Source organism: Neisseria sp. 74A18 (assembly GCF_001308005.1).
Lineage (GTDB): Bacteria > Pseudomonadota > Gammaproteobacteria > Burkholderiales > Neisseriaceae > Neisseria > Neisseria dumasiana.
In genome coordinates, this window is record NZ_LGZA01000022.1 from 18,105 (window position 1) to 39,726 (window position 21,622).

General features: G+C 52.5%; 19 protein-coding genes. 6 read left to right on the forward strand and 13 right to left on the reverse strand.

What is annotated here, in order from left to right; translation table 11 throughout:
- Positions 1–38: 38 nt before the first annotated feature.
- The 6 genes from AKG43_RS12365 to AKG43_RS07945 all read right to left on the reverse strand — a co-directional run bounded on the left by AKG43_RS12365 (position 39) and on the right by AKG43_RS07945 (position 6,848).
- Positions 39–1,082: a spore coat U domain-containing protein gene (locus tag AKG43_RS12365; protein ID WP_082403030.1), complete on the reverse strand. Its 1,044-nt coding sequence runs from the start codon at positions 1,080–1,082 to the stop codon at positions 39–41.
- Positions 1,061–3,637 (reverse strand): fimbria/pilus outer membrane usher protein, encoded by a 2,577-nt coding sequence (locus tag AKG43_RS07925; RefSeq protein WP_156300640.1) that lies wholly within the window; start codon positions 3,635–3,637, stop codon positions 1,061–1,063. The genes AKG43_RS12365 and AKG43_RS07925 overlap by 22 nt, the downstream gene beginning before the upstream one ends.
- A gap of 40 nt (positions 3,638–3,677) precedes the next feature.
- Positions 3,678–4,403 carry a molecular chaperone gene (locus AKG43_RS07930; protein ID WP_156300641.1) on the reverse strand — a complete coding sequence of 242 codons (726 nt, stop codon included), beginning with the start codon at positions 4,401–4,403 and terminating at the stop codon, positions 3,678–3,680.
- A gap of 208 nt (positions 4,404–4,611) precedes the next feature.
- Entirely contained in the window at positions 4,612–5,196 is a 585-nt protein-coding gene (locus AKG43_RS07935; protein WP_054600031.1) for a spore coat protein U domain-containing protein, read from the reverse strand.
- 197 nt (positions 5,197–5,393) lie between these two features.
- A complete protein-coding gene (locus AKG43_RS07940; RefSeq protein ID WP_054600032.1) occupies positions 5,394–6,068 on the reverse strand; it encodes a histidine phosphatase family protein in 675 nt (224 codons plus the stop codon).
- 276 nt (positions 6,069–6,344) lie between these two features.
- The gene (locus tag AKG43_RS07945; RefSeq protein WP_054600033.1) at positions 6,345–6,848 is read right to left on the reverse strand and encodes a cytochrome c; all 504 of its coding nucleotides are present in this window, start codon (positions 6,846–6,848) and stop codon (positions 6,345–6,347) included.
- A gap of 367 nt (positions 6,849–7,215) precedes the next feature.
- On the opposite strand from AKG43_RS07945, the gene AKG43_RS07950 reads away from it, so the two are divergent.
- From AKG43_RS07950 to topA, 4 genes are all read left to right on the forward strand, one after another.
- A complete protein-coding gene (locus tag AKG43_RS07950; protein ID WP_054600053.1) occupies positions 7,216–8,469 on the forward strand; it encodes an NRAMP family divalent metal transporter in 1,254 nt (417 codons plus the stop codon).
- Between the two features lie 192 nt (positions 8,470–8,661).
- The gene (locus tag AKG43_RS07955; RefSeq protein ID WP_054600034.1) at positions 8,662–9,114 is read left to right on the forward strand and encodes a surface-adhesin E family protein; all 453 of its coding nucleotides are present in this window, start codon (positions 8,662–8,664) and stop codon (positions 9,112–9,114) included.
- Positions 9,115–9,206: 92 nt separating this feature from the next.
- Entirely contained in the window at positions 9,207–9,389 is a 183-nt protein-coding gene (locus tag AKG43_RS07960; RefSeq protein WP_054600035.1) for a hypothetical protein, read from the forward strand.
- Between the two features lie 145 nt (positions 9,390–9,534).
- Positions 9,535–11,862 (forward strand): type I DNA topoisomerase, encoded by a 2,328-nt coding sequence (topA, locus tag AKG43_RS07965; RefSeq protein WP_054600036.1) that lies wholly within the window; start codon positions 9,535–9,537, stop codon positions 11,860–11,862.
- A gap of 202 nt (positions 11,863–12,064) precedes the next feature.
- On the opposite strand, the gene AKG43_RS07970 is transcribed toward topA, so the two are convergent.
- The 4 genes from AKG43_RS07970 to AKG43_RS07985 all read right to left on the reverse strand — a co-directional run bounded on the left by AKG43_RS07970 (position 12,065) and on the right by AKG43_RS07985 (position 14,576).
- Positions 12,065–12,511 (reverse strand): hypothetical protein, encoded by a 447-nt coding sequence (locus AKG43_RS07970; RefSeq protein WP_156300642.1) that lies wholly within the window; start codon positions 12,509–12,511, stop codon positions 12,065–12,067.
- Positions 12,512–12,571: 60 nt separating this feature from the next.
- Entirely contained in the window at positions 12,572–13,261 is a 690-nt protein-coding gene (locus AKG43_RS07975; RefSeq protein ID WP_054600038.1) for a hypothetical protein, read from the reverse strand.
- 420 nt (positions 13,262–13,681) lie between these two features.
- Positions 13,682–14,062, reverse strand: coding sequence for an MAPEG family protein (locus tag AKG43_RS07980; RefSeq protein WP_054600039.1), 381 nt, complete (start codon positions 14,060–14,062; stop codon positions 13,682–13,684).
- A 76-nt stretch (positions 14,063–14,138) separates the two neighbouring features.
- The gene (locus AKG43_RS07985) at positions 14,139–14,576 is read right to left on the reverse strand and encodes a cytochrome c (protein ID WP_054600040.1); all 438 of its coding nucleotides are present in this window, start codon (positions 14,574–14,576) and stop codon (positions 14,139–14,141) included.
- Between the two features lie 240 nt (positions 14,577–14,816).
- Here AKG43_RS07985 and AKG43_RS07990 point away from each other — a divergent pair, with 240 nt between their 5' ends.
- Positions 14,817–16,070 (forward strand): NAD(P)/FAD-dependent oxidoreductase, encoded by a 1,254-nt coding sequence (locus AKG43_RS07990; RefSeq protein WP_054600041.1) that lies wholly within the window; start codon positions 14,817–14,819, stop codon positions 16,068–16,070.
- A gap of 312 nt (positions 16,071–16,382) precedes the next feature.
- On the opposite strand, the gene AKG43_RS12785 is transcribed toward AKG43_RS07990, so the two are convergent.
- From AKG43_RS12785 to AKG43_RS08005, 3 genes are all read right to left on the reverse strand, one after another.
- Positions 16,383–16,520, reverse strand: a complete 138-nt coding sequence (locus tag AKG43_RS12785) for a hypothetical protein (protein WP_156300643.1) — start codon at positions 16,518–16,520, stop codon at positions 16,383–16,385.
- A gap of 125 nt (positions 16,521–16,645) precedes the next feature.
- Complete coding sequence (gene metE / locus AKG43_RS08000) at positions 16,646–18,922, reverse strand: 5-methyltetrahydropteroyltriglutamate--homocysteine S-methyltransferase (protein WP_054600043.1); 2,277 nt, start codon at positions 18,920–18,922, stop codon at positions 16,646–16,648.
- A gap of 177 nt (positions 18,923–19,099) precedes the next feature.
- Entirely contained in the window at positions 19,100–19,783 is a 684-nt protein-coding gene (locus tag AKG43_RS08005; RefSeq protein ID WP_054600044.1) for a 2,3-diphosphoglycerate-dependent phosphoglycerate mutase, read from the reverse strand.
- Between the two features lie 333 nt (positions 19,784–20,116).
- Between AKG43_RS08005 and betB the strand changes: the two genes are divergently transcribed.
- The gene (betB, locus tag AKG43_RS08010) at positions 20,117–21,580 is read left to right on the forward strand and encodes a betaine-aldehyde dehydrogenase (protein ID WP_054600045.1); all 1,464 of its coding nucleotides are present in this window, start codon (positions 20,117–20,119) and stop codon (positions 21,578–21,580) included.
- Positions 21,581–21,622: the final 42 nt, after the last annotated feature.

The window sequence follows — 21,622 nt, forward strand, 5'->3', positions numbered from 1 at the left end:
TTCAAGCGGTTCGGCGCGGGCAAGCCTATCCACCTGTTTCAATAATGAACGTTAATGATGACTCTGTCCCGATACTCACCCGGGCGGTAGTTGTTAACTGAGTCGATGGTGGCATATACATCGTGTTTCTGTGCCGTGCCGCTACCGGTTCCGGCTACGCCGTTGTTGGTGCTTTGGGCGGTTGCCGTGTTTCCCCAAACGGTGCCGTTTAATCCGGCGGTCGAACTCAGTTGGTAGGGTACGCCGTCGGGGTTTCCTGCCTGCACAGCCCGCATAACCCCTTGCCCGTTTTGATTGTTATTGGAAGGTTGCAGGCCGATTTTGTAGGGCGTGCCTTGGGTACAGGTTACTTTAAAAGACGATTGTCCTTGCAGGTTGGTGGCATTTGTTTGAACCGTGCCGAAGTTGATGTCTCTTGCCTCGCTGATGATGCAGTTTTTTATGACGTTTGCGGTTACAGTAAAGGCAAAACGCCGACCGCCGATACCGCACGATGTGTTGCCGTAAGACAGCGAGGTAGAACCGCCGCCAAAACCGATGGAGTAAATTCCTTCCGTTACATTGGTGAAGGGCGGGATAAGTTTGGCATAGAAAGGCACGTCCACGGTGTGCGACGCAGCCCCGGCGGGAACGTTTATTGTTACATCAATGGGTCGGCCGTTTTGTCTCGGTGTAGACCAAATTCTCGTGTGTGCGGGGTCGTGGTAGAGATCATAAGTTACGAAAGGGGGTGTATCGTTGTTACTACAACGACTACTTTTGCATAAGCGCTTGGGGTTTAATGTTTGCTGGGAAGTCTGACCGCCGTCAACCGCCAAGCAAACGTTAAAACTCTGCGGGCTTGATCGGCTGGCTGTTTTTGTGCAGGTAACAGACACTGCACCTTGTGCGGTGGCGGGGCTTGGAGCGAGCAAATTTACGTTGCCGAAATGGATACTTTGCGCCGTAGCTGTACAATCTGCCAATGCTTCCTGCTCGGGCAGTATGGCCAGCAGGGCGACGAGAAGTGCGCCCGCAGGCAGCGGTAGGGCGGCTTGCTTGGCGGCTGTTGCGGGTAGGTTTACTGCTGGTTTTTTGTGCATATCATTTCACCTAAATCGGGCAGGCTGTTCGGATGTTGTTCGGTTTGATAATCCACCTCAAAGCGGCATTCGCCGCCGTTTTCGGGCTGTTGCACCGTAAAGCGGTTGCGGCCTTCCGCCAACTGTTCGACAAATGCGCGGCCGTCGAAACCGACCACGGCAACGGGCGTGCCGTCTTCGCTGCGAATCACCGAGCCGTCTTTTACAAAGAGGCCGTCTGAATGTTTCAGGGTCAGGGCGGCGGCGCGCATGATGTTGATTTTGAAATCCACCGCAACACCGGAGCGTTCGGTCGGCACGGCCTGTACGCGCGAGTGTTCCACCTGCACGTTTTGCGGCAAATCGGTAATGTCGATATCAAGCGAGTTTTTCTGGTAAGCCGATAAGTTGGGTACCAGCAGCAGGCCTTTGCGGTTGGTTTTGCCGACGGTGTTGTTAAACAGCATAACCGGCACGCCAGCCATGCCGCCCGCGTTGACGACGGCAAAGCTGTCGTTCACGGTGCGGGTGGCGAACACATCGCCCCGCATCAGCACGATGCCGCCGCGCACGCCGGTGTTCCAGTTGGTCATGCCGTTGGTGTGGTAAACGCTGCCTCTGAAGTCGCCGTATTGGGTATCGTGGTTCAGATAGCCGTTCAGATGGCCTTGGCGTTTGGTGTGGCTGCTGCTTTGCTGCTGCCAGCCGATGTTCCAAGAAGGGCTGCCCAATCCGGCGGAAGATTTGCTTAAAGAGAGACGGTGGCTTCTGTTGCCGCTGCCGTCGCGTTGGCTGCCGGCATGGGCGGAATAGCCTTTGTCCAAGCTGAGCGATATGCCGCCGTAGAGGCTGCGCTGTTCGCTGTTGTTGAAATGGTGTGCGGCATTCAGATACACGCCGAGGCGTTTGCCGATATTCACATTCCAGTTGAATGTGCCGATTTTGTCTGTTTGCTTTTCTGCGCTGCGTTTGTTGTGCAGATAAGAGAGTGCAAACGAGCCTAACTTGCGGCTGCTCCAGCCGAGTGAGGCGGAGGCGGTGCGGATGTGGCCGGGTTCGGGCTGAAATGCTTTTTCATCGAGAATCCGGCTTAATTCGGAAAAACGGTTGCTGTAAAGGCTCCAGCCCGCGCCAAACGACCATGCGCCTTTTTGCGTGCTGAAAAACACGCTGCTTTGCGCGCCTTTGTGTTGTTTGAAACGGCTTTGTGCATAGCTGAAGTTGAGTTGCCCCAGCGAGCCGATAACGCTGTTGGCCGCCGCGCCGAACTGGCGGTATCCGCCGCCACCCTGCGCATGAAGCTGGCCGGTTAGGAAGTGGCTGATGCCGTAGCGTATTGCGCCGCTTCCGACTAATGTTTTGTGGTAGTCGAAATCGCTGATGCCGTAGCCGCGCCGCAAATAGCCTGCTTCCAACGACCATTCGTTCAAGCCTTTGGCCAGCATGCCGGTGCCGCGGTACAAGGGTAAATCTACCACTACTTGGCGGCCTAATACGTCGGTTGCCACCACTTGTGCCGTGCCGCTGCCGCTGATGGAAGGCGGCAGGGTGATTTCATAGCGTCCGGCGGCGACATCTTGGCTGTATTGTTTCACGCCGTTCAAATATAAATCGACGGTGCCGGGCAAAGTGGTCTCGCCCAAATAAGAACGCAAAGGCGCGGTGTTCCGCCACGGTTGGGTGCGGTATGTGCGTTCGAGTTTGATGCCGCCCAAGCGCGAGCTGCTGCCGCTCAACTGGCCGGCAAAAATGTCACCGGCGGTCAGCACCAAGCCTTGTTCCGGCCAAGTGCTGCGCCAATAGGTGTCCAAACGCACGTTTTTGTTGGTGCTGCGTTCGTTTTCTTGATGGCGGTTCCACAGATGGTTATGGCTCAGATAGCCGGCAGGAGTGGTCAGGCGCGCTTCGGTCAGCAGGCCGTGGCCGTTGCTGCCGTTGCCGTTGCGTGTGATGTTGTAATCATAGTTCAACACGCCTGCGAAACCGGGGCGGGCAATCAGGTAGGCTTGTTCGGTTTCTTTGCCGATATGGGTTACAGGCAGGTTAAGCCAGTCCAAAGGCGCGGTAAGTGCCAAAGTTTGGGCGGCGGCATCGTATTGAACGTGCAGTTCGGGAATGGTTTCCAGCTCAATCCAGCCGGATGAAGCGGTGTCGGCGGCAGTTGGATTGCCTGCTCGGTGTGCTTGGTTGTGTGTTGGGGATTGTGCGTCAGCTTCAGCTTGGTTTTCAGACAGGCTTTTTTCAGACGGCCTTTCCGCAGTGGCAAGCTCGGTTTCAGGTTCGCTTGTGGCGGAATCTGTATTTGTTGCAGATGCGGCAGTGCCGTCGGTATCGGTAACTTTTCCTTCGACCTGTTTTGCTTGCCGTATATGTGAAGGAGGTGTGCGGATACCTAAAGAGTCGAGCGTATCCGCTTGCACGAATAAACGCCCGTGGTGCGACATAAATTTGAACAGATCTTCCGCCGTGCTGCCGTTTACAGACACCTGCGGATAAACCGGCAGCCATTCTTGGGCATACGCGGCGGTTTCCGGAACAAAAGTTTCGGCGGATGCCTGAAACGTGTATAAAAACAAGAAAATGCCGGAAACAATCTGTTTTAAAGGAAATGCAGTATTAACGTACTGCACCTTGAACCTCCGGCTTTATCTGCCGACCGTTTACCGTGGCCGACAATCCGCCGTTTTTCAATGAAGCAGGCTCGGCATCCACTACGCTTTTCCAAGTGTTGCCCGGCAGCACATATCCGGCCAAGCCGCCGGCCAAACTCTTGTCTTTGCTGCCGTTTTTCACAGAAATATTGCTCAACTGGGCATAAGCCTTGCCGATATTTTTAACGGTGAGCACGCTTTTGCCGCCCGCTGCCCGCTCGACGCGCCATTGCAGTTGCGGCTCGGGTGAATCGGTTTGGTTTAAAAACAGCGGAATCGAATAGCGCAGCACGAATTGCAGGCTGGATTGGGGTTTGTCTTCGGGGGCGGGCAATTCGTCTACCACCAAGCGGAACGCCTCTTCGTGCGGTGCGGCGGGCTTGGTGCGGATCACGCGGAATTGCTGTGCTTTTCCGGCAGCCAGTTTTACCATGGGCGGGCTGGCCACGACATCGCCGCTGGGTGTCAGCACGTCTTTGCCTTCACCGTCTTGGCTCCAGCGGTACACACGCACCTGCGCGGTCAGCGGCTTGGCACCGGTATTGGTTAACGTGAAAACGCCTGCCCGCTGTTTGGCGGGCAGGGACAAACCGGTAGGGCTGACTTGCAGGCCGGCGGCAAAGGCACCGGATACGGTGCTCAGTGCCAAACCGGTAAGTATGCAAGCTGGGGAAGGTTTCAGGTTAGCCATATCTGTATCCGCTTTCATGATGAAGGTTGGAATGAAGGAAAATAACGCAGCTATTTCAAAAAATATTCAAATAAAATATTTATTTGGGCTTAAAAACAATATACGCCATATCCGAGCTTGACGCAGATATCGGCAGGCATCGTTAAATGCCTTGAAGCTGCTGCCAAGCCCGAGTATGACGAGTTGTGGAGTTTGGGTTGGTTTAGAGTTAGTAGCTAACTTCTACTGCTACGCGGTCAAAGTAGCGGCCGGCTATTTTATCCAGTTCACTTGCTTGTACCCGACCATAAACAGGATAGTGTGCAGGTGATGCAATACCCGCACCAGTTGCATTCATGGTATTTGTACCCGGCTGGCTGCCCCATTCATTTTGGTAGCCTGAATCTTTATATAATTTGTAGGCAATTCGGTTTTTAGATGCAGTACCTAGGCCTGTCATATGACCGTCTCCCGTTTCGCTACTGGTGCTGGTAGGTTTCAAAGCGATTTTGTAAGGGGTCTCATTGGTACATTTAACTACAATACCACCTCCAGAACCCGCTTTGCTCATTCCATCTACTTGGTTTTGATGGTTGGAAGGGTAACTGCCGAAGTCAATATCCGCTCCGGCAGAAGGTGTATTTTCTACTTGAGAAGGAGAGCCACCTGTACTGGTATTCACTTCGCAGATAGGTGTGATACGGATAGTTACATAAAAATGATCAGTAGCCGGGTTGTTCGCAAAAGCCGAATGCGAACTTAACAAAGCAGCCATAGCCGAAGTGAGTACAAAAAGTTTTTTAACCGCGTTCATGTGTTTAATCCTTGTTATTAAGTTATTTATTGTGCATTAAGTTACAAAACAACCAATAGTCTGATTTTTAGACCGCTGGTATTTGTAAAGCAGGATTATCATTCTTAACAAAAATAAACACAAGTTATTTTTCAACTAATATTCAGAAATTTGCGGATATTGTCTTTTTTGCGCCAATCGCATGACATGCTGGAATGTTATGCCGATAGAAAAGTGGTTTCTCCTACGCTTTCGATCCGCCATTCGCCTTGCTCGAACCGCAGCCGGGATACGGAAGCGTTGTCCACGCTGCGGTAGGGGATGCTGTTGAAATCAATGTTTTTCAAAATAGCCGTGATGGCCATGCCGTGCGCGACAACCAATATGCGTCGGGCACTGTTGCTCTGCCGCACCACTTCTGCCATACCGTTTTTCAGACGGCCTGTAAATTGCTGTTCGTTTTCGGCCAAACCCAGTTCGTCCAATGCGGAAACTGTTTCCGCCAGCAAATGATGGTCGGCGTTTTGGTATGTCTGTTTCCATGTTGGTACGTCGGGTAGGCCCAGTGATGCGGCGATGGTTTGGTGCAGGGTGTGGTTGAATTCGCCTTCAAAGCCGCCGAAGCAGTATTCGCGCAAATCGGGCAGTTGTGTCAGCGGTAAATCGGATTGCCCCTGATGCGTCAAAATGATGCGGGCGGTTTCGGCGGCGCGCGGTGCGGTGCTGGAAAAGGCGGCATCGAAGCGGATGCTGCGTTCGGCCAATCCGCGGCCCAAGCGGGCGGCGATGTCGCGGCCTTCTTGTGTGAGCGGTGAGTCGCTCCAGCCTTGCAGACGGCCTACGGTGTTGAAGACGGTTTTGCCGTGGCGGACAAGATAGATTTGTAGGGACATGTTGTTCTTTCTGTGGTGGTTTCCGGCAGGCATTATATACGGCGGTCGGACAAAGTTCAGGCCGTCTGAAAAGAGGTTTTCAGACGGCCTTGTATATCTTGTATATAGTGGATCAACTTAAAAACAGTACATTCGTCATACTCGGGCTTGACCCGAGTATCTTGAGTTTCAGCAAACTTGGGAGATACTCGGGTCAAGCCCGAGTATGACGGTTTTGTTGTGAAATTTAAGTGGATTGACTATGGCTTGAGCCTAAATTGTTAGGCGGGTTGGGGTTTATTCTTTGCGGAATGAATCGTGGCAGGATTTGCAGCTTTGGCCGACTTCGCCGAAGGGTTTTTTCACATCGTCGAGTTTGCCGGAAGCGGCGGCTACTTTCAGAGCGGCTGTTGCGGCGGTGAATTTGTCGATTTCTTTTTTAAATTCGTCGGGCTTGCTCCAGATTTCGGGCTTGGCTTCAGATTCTTCTTTGGCGCTTTCGGGGGTGTAGTGTTGCCACGGTTTGCCTGCATCGGCATCCAAATTGTCGGCAGCCTGTTGGAAGGCAGCGGCATCGAAAGGTGCTTCGCCTTTAACCATTTTGGCCATCGTGCCCATTTGTTTTTTGTAGTTTTCCATCAGTTGCTCGCGATGCTCAATTGATGCTTTCGCGCCTGTTGCGGCCGCTGCGGATGCGGTGTCGGCAGCCGCGGGTGCTTGGGCGTTGTTGTTTTGGCCGCCGCAGGCAGCCAGCAGGGTGAGGGCGGCAAGCGTGCCGAGTGTATATAAAGATTTGTTCATGGTAGGTTCCTTTGTTGTTACGGGGTAACATTGTTGTTGTAAGGGCGGCGGGACAGCCCGTGCCGTACGGGTTAGAACCCGCAGGCCGTCTGAAAGTTTTTCAGACGGCCTGAAACCGTGTTGCGGCGGCTTTACTTAAATATATGCGGCACCGTGCAGGGTTTCTGCCGCGTATTATACCGTTTTCGCGACAGGCCGTTATCGGCGGTTTGCGTGCAATCGGTGCCGGTTGTGTTGCTGCCTGTTGGAGGGCAGGCGTAAACCGTGGTTTTTAGATAAACAATCAGGATGAATTTCTCTATAATGGCCGCTTCTCTGTGTTGCGGCGGTGCCGTTACGCGGTTAATTATGAATGGGAAAATTGAACATGAATGAGCAAACGGTAAACGGTTCGCGCTGGCGCAGCCGTTTTAAAGCGATGGGGCCGGGGATTATGATGGCATCGGCGGCGGTGGGCGGTTCGCATATTATTGCGTCCACTCAGGCCGGTGCGCTTTACGGATGGCAGTTGGCGTTGATTATTGTGCTGGCCAATCTGTTTAAATATCCTTTTTTCCGCTTCGGCCCGCAATACACGCTGGAAACGGGCAAGAGCCTGCTTGAAGGCTATGCGGAAAAAGGCAGAATTTATTTGTGGGTGTTTTTTGTGCTCAACTTGTTTGCCACCGTTATCAATACGGCGGCGGTGAGCATGTTGTGTGCGGCGATTTTGAATTTTGTGTTGCCGGGAGAATGGTCGGTAAACGGGCTTTCGATTGCGGTGCTGGCATCGGCGGTGTTGCTGCTGCTGGTGGGGCCTTACCGCACGGTTGACGGTATGTCGAAAATCATTATGGTCAGCCTTACCGTTACTACCGTTGCCGCCGTTATTGTGGCGGCGTTAAACGGTTCGCAGATGCAGGCCGATTTTATCGAACCCAGCCCGTGGAATTTAGGTGCGCTGGCGTTTATTGTGGCGTTGATGGGCTGGATGCCTGCGCCGATCGAGATTTCGGCGATTAATTCGATGTGGGTGGCGGCCAAGCGCAATCTGGAAAAAGTCAGCTATCAAGACGGCTTGTTCGATTTTAACGTAGGCTATATCGGCACGGCATTGCTGGCGCTGGTGTTTTTGGCTTTGGGTGCGTTGGTGCAGTACGGTTCGGGCACGGAAGTGAAAATGGCCGGCGGCGCGTATATCAGCCAACTGATTAATATGTATGCTTCCACCATCGGCGAATGGTCGCGCTGGTTGGTTACTTTTATTGCTTTTGCGTGTATGTACGGCACAACGATTACGGTGATCGACGGCTATTCGCGCACCAATATGGAATCGCTGCGCCTGATTGTGGGCGGCGAGCGCAACACCAACCGTATTTTGGCGGCATGGATTACGTTTGCGGCGGTTGCCGGCCTGTGTGTGATTCTGTTTTTCAAAGGTGCGGTGCTGGTGATGCTGAAGTTTGCCATGATCGCTTCGTTTGTGAGCACGCCGGTTTTTGCTTGGCTGAACCTTTCTTTAGTGCGCAAAGGCAGCCATAAGCTGCAACCGTGGCTGATGTGGCTGGCTTGGGCGGGCTTGATTTATTTGAGCAGCTTTACGGTATTGTTCCTGCTGCATCAGGGCAAGCTGATCGGTTAATGTGTGTTTGGATAAAACGCACCCCGCCAACGGATTCAAACCGTGGCGGGGTGTTTTTTAATTCAAGATACGGCCGAACTTAATGCAGACGGTTTACGCTATTTTATTTATTTTTGTGTTCAATCACATAAAACCGCTTAATATATCGGCGTTTTGATTATGGTCTGCCCGCAGGCCGTCTGAAAGGAATGTATGAATACCTACCGCCTTTTCCCGCGCTTTGCTGCTGCTTCCCTTGTTTTGTTGATGGCTGCGTGTACCACCGTCAACAGCCCCACAGGCCCTTCGGTAAGCGGTAATTGGAGCAGTATCGGCACGGTTGCCAACGGCAATATCAAAGTGGCTGTCGACAAAAACAGCATCCGCAAAAACGGCAATTTAGTAACCTTCCGCGACAGAAAAGTGGTGGTTAAACCCGGTTCGCACAATTACGGAAATACCCCCAAATACAAAACCGCCATCGGAACTTGGGAAATCCACTGTACCAATAAAACCTACCGCCTAACCGCCCTCCAACTGCTCGACGAAAAAGGCACGGTAGTGGCCAATGAAACCTACACGGCCGCCGGTTTGCGCCCCATGAGCGTGCAAGGCGGCACCATCACCGAAAAACAGTTTGAAACCGCTTGCGGCAAGAAACTTTAAAACCATATAAGGTTTCAGAATCACATACATCAAGGCCGTCTGAAAAATTCAGACGGCCTTGATGGCGTTCAGACGGCCTCATCAAAACCGCCATGCCGCCGCCCGCTTTTCTCTTTTTACAACACCGCTTGTCGGGCGGTATCGAATTGGCGCACAAACAGCAGGATTTGCGGTATATTGTGCGCCTTTTACATAAACACACATACGCTCATCGCTTTTTGATGCCGTCTGAAACCGAAAATAGTTTTGACAAGGTTTCAGACGGCATCATATAAATATAATAATAAGCAGTTAGCCGATACAGATTGACACTATATATACCGAGCTTCCCGTTCAGACGGCACCGCGCAACAAATGCGCGCAGGCCGTCTGAAATCACAACGGCAACGGTATGGCACGAATAACCCAAGGGAGCCGACGATGGCAAAGAATTTATTGATTGTGGAGTCGCCCTCCAAAGCCAAAACGCTGAAAAAATATCTCGGAAGCGATTTTGAAATCCTCGCTTCCTACGGCCATGTGCGCGATTTGGTGCCCAAAACCGGCGCGGTAGATCCCGACAACAACTTTGCCATGAAATACCAGCTGGTCAGCCGCAACGCCAAGCATGTCGATGCCATCGTTGCCGCCGCCAAAGAAGCCGAAAACCTTTATCTGGCAACCGACCCGGATAGGGAAGGCGAAGCCATCTCTTGGCACTTGCAGGAAATCCTCAAATCCAAACGCGGCTTGAAAAACATCAAGCCGCAGCGCGTCGTGTTTCACGAAATCACCAAAAACGCCGTGCTCGATGCCATCGCCCACCCGCGCGAACTCGAAGAAAATCTGGTCGATGCCCAGCAGGCGCGCCGTGCGTTGGATTATCTGGTCGGCTTCAACCTTTCCCCTTTATTGTGGAAAAAAATCCGCCGCGGCTTGAGCGCAGGCCGCGTACAAAGCCCCGCCTTGCGCCTGATTTGCGAACGCGAAAACGAAATCCGCGCATTTGAAGCGCAGGAATACTGGTCGGTACATCTCGACAGCCACAAAGGTCGCAGCAAATTCACCGCCAAACTCGTGCAATGGAACAGCGAAAAGCTGGAACAATTCTCCCTGCCCAACGAAGCCGCGCAACAGGCCGTCTTAAAAGGTTTGGAAGGGCAAGAAGCCCAAGTGGCCGCCATCGAAAAGAAAAAACGCAGCCGCAACCCCGCCGCACCGTTTACCACTTCCACCATGCAGCAAGATGCCGTGCGCAAACTCGGCATGACCACCGACCGCACCATGCGCACCGCCCAGCAACTGTACGAAGGTATCGACGTAGGGCAAGGTGCCATCGGTTTGATTACCTATATGCGTACCGACAGCGTAACCCTGTCGGACGAAGCGCTGACCGAAATCCGCCACTACATCGAAAACAAAATCGGCAAAGACTACCTGCCTTCCGCCGCCAAACAATACAAAACCAAATCGAAAAACGCACAAGAAGCGCACGAAGCCATCCGCCCGACTTCCGTGTACCGCACCCCCGAAAGCGTCAAGCCGTTTTTAACTGCCGACCAATTCAAACTCTACCAAATGATCTGGCAGCGCACCGTAGCCTGCCAAATGAACCCCGCCAAATTCGACCAAACCACCGTCGATATTGCCGTGGGCAACGGCGTATTCCGCGTAACCGGCCAAGTGCAAACCTTCGCAGGCTTTTTGAGCGTGTATGAAGAAGGCACCGACGACAACGACGAAGACGAAGACAACAAAAAACTGCCCGAAATGAAAGAAGGCGAAAAACTGCCCGTCGACAACATCTACGGCGAGCAGCACTTCACCACCCCGCCGCCGCGCTTCAACGAAGCAACGCTGGTAAAAGCACTCGAAGAATTCGGCATCGGCCGCCCCTCTACCTACGCCAGCATCATTTCCACCCTGAAAGAGCGCGAATACGTAACGCTGGAGCAAAAACGCTTCATGCCTACCGACACCGGCGACATCGTCAACAAATTTTTAACCGAACATTTCGCCCAATACGTCGATTACCACTTCACCGCCAAACTCGAAGACCAGCTCGACGAAATCGCCACCGGCAAACGCGAGTGGATTCCCGTGATGGACAAATTCTGGAAAGGATTCCACAAACAGGTCGAAGAAAAAGAAGGCATCGAACGCGCCAAATTCACCACCGAAGAGCTTGACGAAATCTGCCCGAAATGCGGCAACCACAAACTGCAAATCAAATTCGGCAGAATGGGCCGCTTCGTCGCCTGCGCCGGCTATCCCGAATGCAGCTACACCCGCAACGTCAACGAAACCGCCGAACAAGCCGCCGAGCGCATCGCCAAAGAAGCCGCCGAACAAGCCGAACTCGAAGGCCGCGAATGCCCCAAATGCGGCGGCGGACTGGTTTACAAATACAGCCGCACCGGCAGCAAATTCATCGGCTGCGCCAACTATCCGAAGTGCAAACACATCGAACCGTTGGAAAAACCCAAAGACACCGGCGTAGAATGCCCGCAATGTAAAAAAGGCCGGCTGGTCGAGCGCAAATCACGCTACGGCAAACTGTTTTACAGCTGCAGCACCTACCCCGACTGCAACTACGCCACTTGGAACCCGCCGATTGCCGAAACCTGCTCGAAATGCCAATGGCCGGTATTGACCATCAAAACCACCAAACGCTGGGGCGTAGAAAAAGTCTGCCCGCAGAAAGAATGTGGCTGGAAAGAACAAATAGAACCGCCTGCTCCGAAAGGGAATAAAGAAGCGGAAGGGTAAAACAGAGGCCGTCTGAACATTCAGACGGCCTTTTCATCCTAAGTGTGTATAGTCAATCAACTTCATTTTTACTACTGTGTTGCTGTGCCTTAGCTCAAAGAGAAAGATTGTGTCAGCCGCTAAAGCGGTACCAGAATCGATTCCGTACTACTGTACCGTCTTCAGCTTGTTGCCGTGTATTAAAAATAAGTTGATTGATTATTTAATCAGGCTTTGAAACTGGCGGTGTTTGCACATCGGTTTCAGCACAACGGACACATAGAGTTTTGACGCGCGGAAGCACTGTTTTGCCTTGAATCTTGATGAAGATACCGTCAACTTGCTCCGTGCTGCCGCATTTTTCACACACATGCAATGATTTTTGTTGAACCTGTTCTATCATTCGTTCGAGTGTTTCATCGGTGAAATCGGTATGCAAACTCAGGCCGCCGAATTTTTGTTTGATTTGCAGAATAATAATCTGTTCCGATTCAGGCTTGTGTTGATTGTAGGAATCGATGTAGTCAATCAGCGGACGGATCAAAGGCAGCCAGCCGCTTTCGCATTGAATGCCGAAAGTTTCAAATGAAGAAGGCAGATGATGGTATGACACAGATCGGATATGGTCGCTCATCTTGTAACTCCTCGCTGTTAGGGCAAATAAAGCCATTGATACAAGAATGATGCCGTCTGAAAACTTTCAGACGGCATCATCACTTTAAAGCCGCTTTTAGAACCCGCGAGCTGCTTTATAATCAGCCAAAATCTTATTCATTTCCGGGCGGAACAATTCAATGTATCCGTATGACAAGCCTCGGCTTGCACTCGGATGGGGCAGGCAAACGACTTGGCAGTGTTCAAAACCTTGAAAGCCTACTCGGAATCTAGTTCCTTCAAACGGTTTTTGCTCATAGTGAAGAGGCTCGATTTCCTCCCCCATGATTTGCTTGAATTTAGGCAAGACTTCGGGTCGGTTTAGATAATTTAATAATTTGCTGCCCATAAAGAAAATAACCTTCGGACGCAAAGTTTTAAGATGGTGCATAAAGTTATTTACTTGTTCGGGAGAAAGAAATTTTTCATAATCGTTTACGGCTCGGTCTTGAGTGTTAGCCCAGTTAGTCTGTAACAGCGACTTTTCAAATGCCCCGCCTAAACCTTGTTCGTTTAAAGGATGCCCCCACAAATCGAACCATGTTTTAATCGCATTGTCGTAGCGCCAAGTTTTGGCACGTTCTCCGTAATACAACGCTTTATTAGCAAAAGTATGCTCCACTTTTTCCTCGGGCAGTGTGTATTCTCCCTGTTCATAAGCGGCTTCATCGGCTTTGCTCCAGCCCCATTCATAACCGCAAATCATCAGACCGTTTTGATCGTTGAAGCCGGGAAAAATCGAATTGGCGAGATTTAATTCATCCATGTTTTTATTTCTCTCTAAAGTATTTTTAATATAACGATGCTGTCAGGTATGGATATCTATAGTATGAAATGTCATTGATGTTTTTACTTATCCGAACTCATTTATAAAATTAAGTAATGAGAATTGCCTGAATGGCATTTAAATAAGAAGTGAAATTTTAAAACATTAAACAAAAGTTTACAATCAATCTGGGTAAATTTGGTAGATGCAGATAGGATATTCGTATTCGATAAAATGGTAGGGATGGCAGAAATGTTTAATCATTGTAATTGTGCGGACAAGTGGGATTCGAGAATCCGATCTAAGGAGGCTGGAAAGAACAAATAGAACCGCCTGCCCCGAAAGGGAGTAAAGAAGCGGAAGGGTAGAACAGAGGCCGTCTGAACATTCAGACGGCCTTTCTCAATTGCAAAACCCTGCTTAAGCTTTAAATACTGCCCCGACTAAACCGGCTAGAATCAAGATAAATGTGGGTATGACCGTCAGCAGAAAGCCTACGGCTCGGGTTTGCGGGTCGGCGGTGTAGGCTCGGCGGTAGAGAAAGCGGCCGATCAAATACACGGCTCCGATGGCGGCGATGAGCGTTTCGTTCCAATAAAAAGATGCGATAAACAGGGCGGGTAGGAAAACGACGAGCTGTTCGAGGGTGTTGGCTTGGATGCGGAAGGCGCGCTCGAAGTGTTCGTTTCCGGAAACGGCGGGGGCGTTAACGCCGTATTTTGCTCTGGCGCGGCCGACGGCAAAGCCGAAATACAGGTATTGTATTAAGGCGAGCAGGGTAACGGTGTGGATTAGGTTCATGATGTTTCCTTTCTGTATGTTTCGGTAAAACCCACGAAGTCGGTTTTCAGACGGCCTGCGGGTTTATTGTTTAGGCTTATTCTTTAAATGCTTGGTGGCAGGCTTTGCAGCTTTGGGCCATTTTGTCGAACGATGTTTTTACGGCTTGGTAGTTGCCGCCGGCAGCGGCTTGGTTCAGTGCGGCGGCGGCTTGGTTGAAGCGTTTGATAGCGGCTTGAAATTGCTGCGGTTTTTCCCACACGGCGGCTTTGGCTTCGGAATTTGCTCCGTTGGTGCCGGGGCCGTAATATTCCCAAGGTTCGTTTGCGGTGCTGTTTAATTCGGCGGCGAGCGCGGCAAACTGTTGGGCGGGAAAGGTTTGGGCGTTGCTGTTTTTGAGTATGCCGCTCATCTTTTTGTTTAGGCCGCGCCAGTCTTTCATGTATTGTTGGCGTGCTTTGATGTCGCCTGCGTCGGCGTAAACCGGGGCGGCGGCAAGGCACAGGCAGAGGGCTGCCCAGATGTGGTTGCGCACGGTGTGTTCCTTTGGCTGTGTTTTGAAATTTTGTGTATAGGTCGATAGGTTTCGGGCTTTGTCGGGCAAGCATACGCCAACTTGCGGGGAGCGTCCAGCAGCGGCGGTTGGTGTGGTAGGCCGTCTGAAAAGCAGTTTATTGCCCCCGTTTTTTTCAGACGGCCTCGGTTGCGGCGGATGGTGCGGTGATACTGTGCGGACGATTGGCTATAATGGTGTGTTTGGATAAGCTGGAAAACGATGAATACTATTGCTTACTTTGATTGTGTGGTGATCGGTGCGGGTGCGGCGGGGATGATGTGTGCCGCCCGTATCGGGCAGCGCGGCTTGAGTGTGGCTTTGCTGGATCATGCGCTGAAAATCGGTGAAAAGATCCGCATTTCGGGCGGCGGCCGCTGCAATTTTACTAACCGCCACCTCAACGGGCATGACGGCTCGGCTTATTATGTGTCGCAGCAGCCGCGTTTCGTGCGCCATGCGCTTTCGCGTTTTACCGCGCAGGATTTTATTGCGCTGCTCGACCGCTACGGCATTGCGTACCACGAAAAGCATAAGGGGCAGATGTTTTGCGACCACAGCGCGCAGGATATTATTTCCATGCTGCAAACGGAATGCGCGCGCGGCAAGGTGAGCTGGCATACGGGTTGCCGTATCGAAGCCGTGGATTGTGTTCAGACGGCCTCTGACAACAAAGGCGCGCGTTTTGAAGTGCGCACGTCGCAAGGCGTATTCCGATGCCGCAACCTGATTGTTGCCACCGGCGGTTTGGCCGTGCCTGCGGTGGGGGCAACGCCGTTCGGATACGAATTGGCCAAACAGTTCGGCCACAGTATCGTGCAGCCCGAAGCCGCTTTGGTGCCGTTGCGTTTCGAACATTGGGCGCAGCAGGGTTTTGATGCGTTGTCGGGCATTGCCCTGCCGGTACGCATCAGCACCGGAAGCGGCAGGCAGGCTGTGGATTTCGATGAAGATTTACTGTTCCGCCACAAAGGTTTGAGCGGGCCGGCGGTGTTGCAGATTTCGAGTTATTGGCAGCCGGGGCAGGTTGTCAGGGTGAATCTGGTGCCGGATACGGATGTGGCACAGGCTTTGTGCGACGGCAAACACGGTCAGAAAATCCAGCTGAATACGGCATTGAAGCAGCTTTGCCCCGCCTTGCCCGAGCGTTTGTTGGATTTTTGGCTTGCCCGCGACACGTTCGCACCCTATGCCGCGCAAAAATGGGCCGACATTCCCAATGCCGTGCTGCAAGAGTTGGGCAGAAGTTTGAACGAATGGACGTTGTTGCCCAGCGGTTCAGACGGCCATAAAAAGGCGGAAGCAACGCGGGGCGGGGTAAACGTGAAGGAAATCGACCCGAAAACCATGCGAAGCAAGCTGTGTGAGGGTGTGTATTTTATCGGCGAGGTGATGGACATTACCGGCTGGCTCGGCGGCTATAATTTCCAATGGGCTTGGGCATCGGCGGTGTGTGCGGCGCAGGCGGTGGATTGAGTGAAGTTGAAACAGGTGAATTTATCGATACGTTTTTATTGAATTTTTTTAAGCAATTGATTTAAATGAAGTATTGAATATTTTCTGCAATCTGGCACGGATGGATTGTATATTCGCCCTTACGTTTCAGGATATTGGCAACAAGTTAAGTTTGGGTGTGGTTTATATAGTTAATCCACTTAAATGGAATAACCTAATTGTAGGGGCAGATGATATATCTGCCCGCAACGGCAAATCTTGCAAGGATTGCCCGAACATTCCGCAAATGCAAACACGGGCGGATATGTAATCCTCCCCTGCCGATCTCGTTGCTTAAGTAAGTAGTTTGAATATAGTTGAATCGCTTGATTTTAGAGAGGCCGTCTGAAAATAAACTTTCAGACGGCCTGCTGTATGCAGCTCAAACAAGCAGGTCGGAAAATATTGCAGTGCGGTAGGGCGGGCCGACATCTTTGCCTGCCGTCGAACATATATAGTCCTGTTCTTTTGCTTTTATCATAAAGCAAGAGTGATGATAAAAGGCCGTCTGAAAATTTTTCAGACGGCCTTTGGCTCTCTATTTCACAGACTCGGCTTTATTTGGCGGCTAACTCGCCACGCAGTTTTTTGGTTACTTCCATCATCACTTCCAGCTGCTCGATGGTTTCTTTCCAGCCGCGGGTTTTCAGGCCGCAGTCGGGGTTGACCCATAAGCGCTCGACCGGCACCACTTCCATGGCTTTGCGCAGCAGTTTTTCCACTTCGGCGGCAGTCGGCACGCGCGGGCTGTGGATGTCGTACACGCCGGGGCCGATGTCGTTCGGGTATCTGAAGTCGCCGAACGCGGTGAGCAATTCCATGTCGGAACGTGATGTTTCGATGGTGATTACGTCGGCATCCATAGAGGCGATGGCGGGTAGGATGTCGTTAAACTCCGAGTAGCACATGTGGGTGTGGATTTGGGTGCTGTCTTCCGCGCCAGTGCTGCTCAAACGGAAGGCTTCACACGCCCAAGCCAAAAATTCGTCCCATTGGGCTTTTTTCAGCGGCATGGCTTCGCGGATGGCCGGTTCGTCGATCTGAATCACTTTGATGCCGGCTTTTTCCAAGTCCAACACTTCGTCGTTCAAGGCCAAGGCGATTTGTTTGGCGACTTCGCTCAACGGAATGTCGTCGCGCACAAACGACCATTTGAACATGGTTACCGGGCCGGTAAGCATGCCTTTCATCGGGCGTTTGGTCAGGGTTTGGGCGTATGAAGACCAGTAAACGGTCATCGGGTTCGGGCGGGAAACGTCGCCGAAGATGATGGGTGGTTTCACGCAGCGTGAACCGTAGCTTTGTACCCAACCGAATTGGGTGAAGCAGTAGCCGGCCAGTTGTTCGCCGAAGTATTCCACCATGTCGTTACGCTCGGCTTCGCCGTGTACCGGCACATCCAGCTCCAATTTTTCCTGTACTTCCACGCAGTAGGCGATTTCTTTTTTCATCGCTGCATCGTAATCGGCTGCGGAGAGTTCGCCTTTTTTGAAGGCGGCACGGGCTTGGCGGATTTCGGTGGTTTGCGGGAACGAGCCGATAGTCGTGGTCGGCAATACGGGCAGGTTCATCCAAGCCTGTTGCGCTTTGATGCGCTCGGCAAACGGTGATTTGCGTTGGTCGGCACCTTCGGGCAGGTTGGCCACGCGGGCTTTAACGGCATCGTTGTGGATTTTTTTGTTGGTGGCGCGGTCGGCTGCGGCGGCATCGGAAGCGGCAATGGCTTCTTTTACGCTGTCTTTGCCGTGTGCCAATGCTTGTTTCACTACGCCCAGTTCAACCAGTTTTTGGGCGGCGAAAGCCATCCAGTTTTTGATTTCGGCATCGAGTTTTTCTTCTACGGCCAAGTCTTGCGGGCTGTGCAGCAGCGAGCAGGAAGGTGCGATCCACAGGTTGTTGCCCAGTTTTTCTTGAACCGGTTTCAGGGTGTCGATCACTTTGCTCAAGTTGGCGCGCCATACGTTGCGGCCGTCAATCAGGCCGACCGACAATACTTTGTTTTCCGGCCATGCGTCGGCAAACACGGAGAGCTGTTCGGGTGCGCGCACGCAGTCGATGTGTACGCCGTGAACAGGCAGGGCTTTGAGCAGGTTGAGGTGTTCGGCGGCAGAGGCGAAGTAGGTGCCGATGATGATGCGTACGCCGGTGTTGGCAAATTCTTTGTAAGCGGTTTCAACGGCTTTGATCCAGTTGGCATCGGCGTCGGCAGAGAGAATCGGCTCGTCGATCTGAATCCAATCTACGCCTTCTGCGGCCAGTTCGCGCAGCAGTTGTGCGTAAGCGGACAGCAGCTTGGGCAGCAGGCTGATGCGTTTGAAGTTGTCGTCTTTGGCTTTGCCCAACCACAGCAGGGTAACGGGGCCGACCAGCGTGGGCTTGATGTCGTGGCCTTGCGCTTTGGCTTCTTTGATTTGGGCAATCAGGTTTTTGGCGTTGACTTTAAATTCGGTGTCGGCGTGCCATTCGGGTACGATGTAGTGGTAGTTGGTGTCGAACCACTTGGTCATTTCCATCGCAAACTGGGTGGCGTTACCGCGCGCCAGTTGGAAGTATTCGGGCAGGCTCAGGTTGGCCGCGTCGAAACCGAAACGTTTGGGAATCGCGCCCAAAGTGCAGAGCAGGTCTAAAACGTGGTCGTAAAAAGAAAAATCGCCTACGGGCAGCAAATCGGCACCGGCGGCTTTTTGGGTGGCCCAGTTCAGACGGCGGATTTCGGCGGCAACTTCTTGCAGCTCGGCTTCGCTTTTCGCGCCTTTCCAAAAGGCTTCTACGGCAAATTTCAGCTCGCGCTTCGCACCGATGCGCGGGTAGCCGGATAGATGAAATGTGTTCATGTTCAACTCCTGTTGTTAAATCAATTGCGGATGCTTATTCGGATGGTCGTATCTTGAAGGTTTTTCGGGCAAGGCGCAAACGAGTTATTTGCATGGCTGTATGAATGGATTTAATGTGAAGAGGCCGTCTGAATATTTTTCAGACGGCCTCGAAGCATGTTGATGATGAAAGCGGGGTTACAGATAGAATTTATCCACAACTTTCAAATTTTCGTCCAATTTATAAACCAAAGGCTGGCCGGTGGGGATTTCCACGCCCATGATGTCGTCGTCGGAAATGCCTTCGATGTGTTTCACCAAGGCGCGCAGGCTGTTGCCGTGGGCGGCTACCAATACGCGTTTGCCACTTAAAATGGCGGGGGCGATTTGGTCGTGCCAGAAAGGCAGCACGCGTTGGAGGGTAACTTTCAGGTTTTCGCCGTCGGGCACCACATCGTCGGGCAGGTGGGCGTAGCGGCGGTCGTTGTGGGCGGAAAACTCATCGGCGGGGTCGAGCAGCGGCGGCAGGGTGTCGTAGCTGCGGCGCCAAATGTGCACTTGGTCGTCGCCGTATTTTTCGGCGGTTTGTTTTTTATCCAAGCCTTGAAGCTGGCCGTAGTGGCGTTCGTTCAAACGCCATGTTTTGATTTGGGGAACCCACAGTTGGTCGGATTCTTCCAGCACGATGTTGCAGGTTTTGATGGCACGGGTTAATACGGAAGTGAAGGCGATGTCGAACTGATAGCCTTTTTCTTTGAGTTTTTGCCCGGCGGCGGCGGCTTCTGCCAAACCCTGCTCGCTCAGTTTCACGTCGCGCCAGCCGGTAAACAGGTTTTTGGCGTTCCATTCGCTTTGCCCGTGGCGGATAAATACGAGTTCCATCGTGTTGCTCCAAGTTTGTAGGTTTGAAAATGCCTTTATAACATATTTTTGACCCCGCCGTTGCCGGTTGGCACGGTGTATTTATCCGATAGGTGCGGTAAGGCCGTCTGAAAAACGGCTTTCAGGCTTGGGGCTTTGCCATGACACAGCTATGAAAATATGTTATGGTAAAAATGAAATTCGCTTCAATAAGGTAAAAATATTCACTTTTACGCACAATATACGGCAGTTAGCCGCTTTTCAATACTGTTTGCAGAGCCTAAACCCTGACTGCCGTGTCGTGCGATGCGTTCGGGCAGGCTGTCCGATTGGTCAAGACAAGAGAGGTTCTTCATGCAAACACTCACCGCATACATTAACGGCGCTTATGTAACCGCCGATTCCCAAGCCGAAACATTCAGCAATATCAACCCTGCCAACGGTGATGTTTTATCTACCGTTCAGCAAAGCAGTGCCGAAGAAATCGAAACCGCCGTTCAGACGGCCTTGGCGGGTCAAAAGGTTTGGGCGGCGATGACCGCCGTGGAACGCGGCCGCATTTTGCTCAAAGCTGTGGCTATTTTGCGCGAACGTAACGACGAATTGGCGCGCATCGAAACCTTGGATACCGGCAAGCCCCTGTCTGAAACCCTGTATGTCGATATTGTTACCGGCGCGGATGTGATTGAATATTATGCGGGTTTGGCGCAGGCGATCGAAGGCCGCCAAATTCCCCTGCGCGATTCCGCTTTCGCCTACACCCGCCAAGAGCCGTTGGGCGTGGTGGCGGGCATCGGCGCGTGGAATTATCCGATTCAGATTGCCATGTGGAAAGCCGCGCCTGCGCTGGCGGCGGGTAACGCCATGATTTTCAAACCCAGCGAAGTGACGCCCACCGGCGCGCTGAAACTGGCGGAAATTTTCACCGAAGCGGGTCTGCCCGACGGCGTGTTTAATGTGGTTCAAGGCGATTGGCGCGTGGGCGAGGCCTTGAGCAACCATCCGCAGATTGCCAAAGTGTCGTTTACCGGCGGCGTGGCGACGGGTAAAAAAGTGATGTCGCAAGCCGCCGCTTCTTCCCTGAAAGAAGTCACGATGGAGCTGGGCGGCAAGTCGCCGCTGATTATTTGCGACGATGCCGATTTGAACCTTGCCGCCGACATCGCCCTGATGGCCAATTTTTACAGCTCCGGCCAAGTCTGCACCAACGGCACGCGCGTGTTTGTGCCGGTAAACAAAAAAGAAGCGTTTGAAGCCAAAGTACTGGAGCGCGTAGCCCGCATCCGCGCCGGCGACCCGCTCGACGAAAACGTGAACTTCGGCCCGTTGGCAAGCTTTCCGCACATGGAAAAAGTGCTGGGCTATATCGAAAAAGGCAAAGCGGAAGGCGCACGGTTGCTGGCGGGCGGAGGCCGTCTGAAAGAAAACGGCATGGAACACGGCGCGTATGTTGCCCCTACCGTGTTCACCGACTGCACCGACGATATGGCGATTACCCGCGAAGAAATCTTCGGCCCCGTGATGAGCATTTTGGCCTACACCACCGAAGAAGAAGTGATCGTGCGCGCCAACCACACCGAATACGGCTTGGCCGCAGGCGTGGTTACGCCCGACGTAAAACGCGCCCACCGCATCATCGGCAGACTTCAGGCGGGCATCTGCTGGATCAACGCTTGGGGCGAATCGCCCGCGCAAATGCCCGTGGGCGGCTACAAACAATCCGGCATCGGCCGCGAAAACGGCATCCAAACGCTGATGCACTACACGCAAACCAAATCGGTGCTGGTGGAGCTGGGGGATTATCAATCGGTGTTTTGAGGCCGTCTGAAAAGCGGTTTGATTCAGGCCGGTTGAAAACCC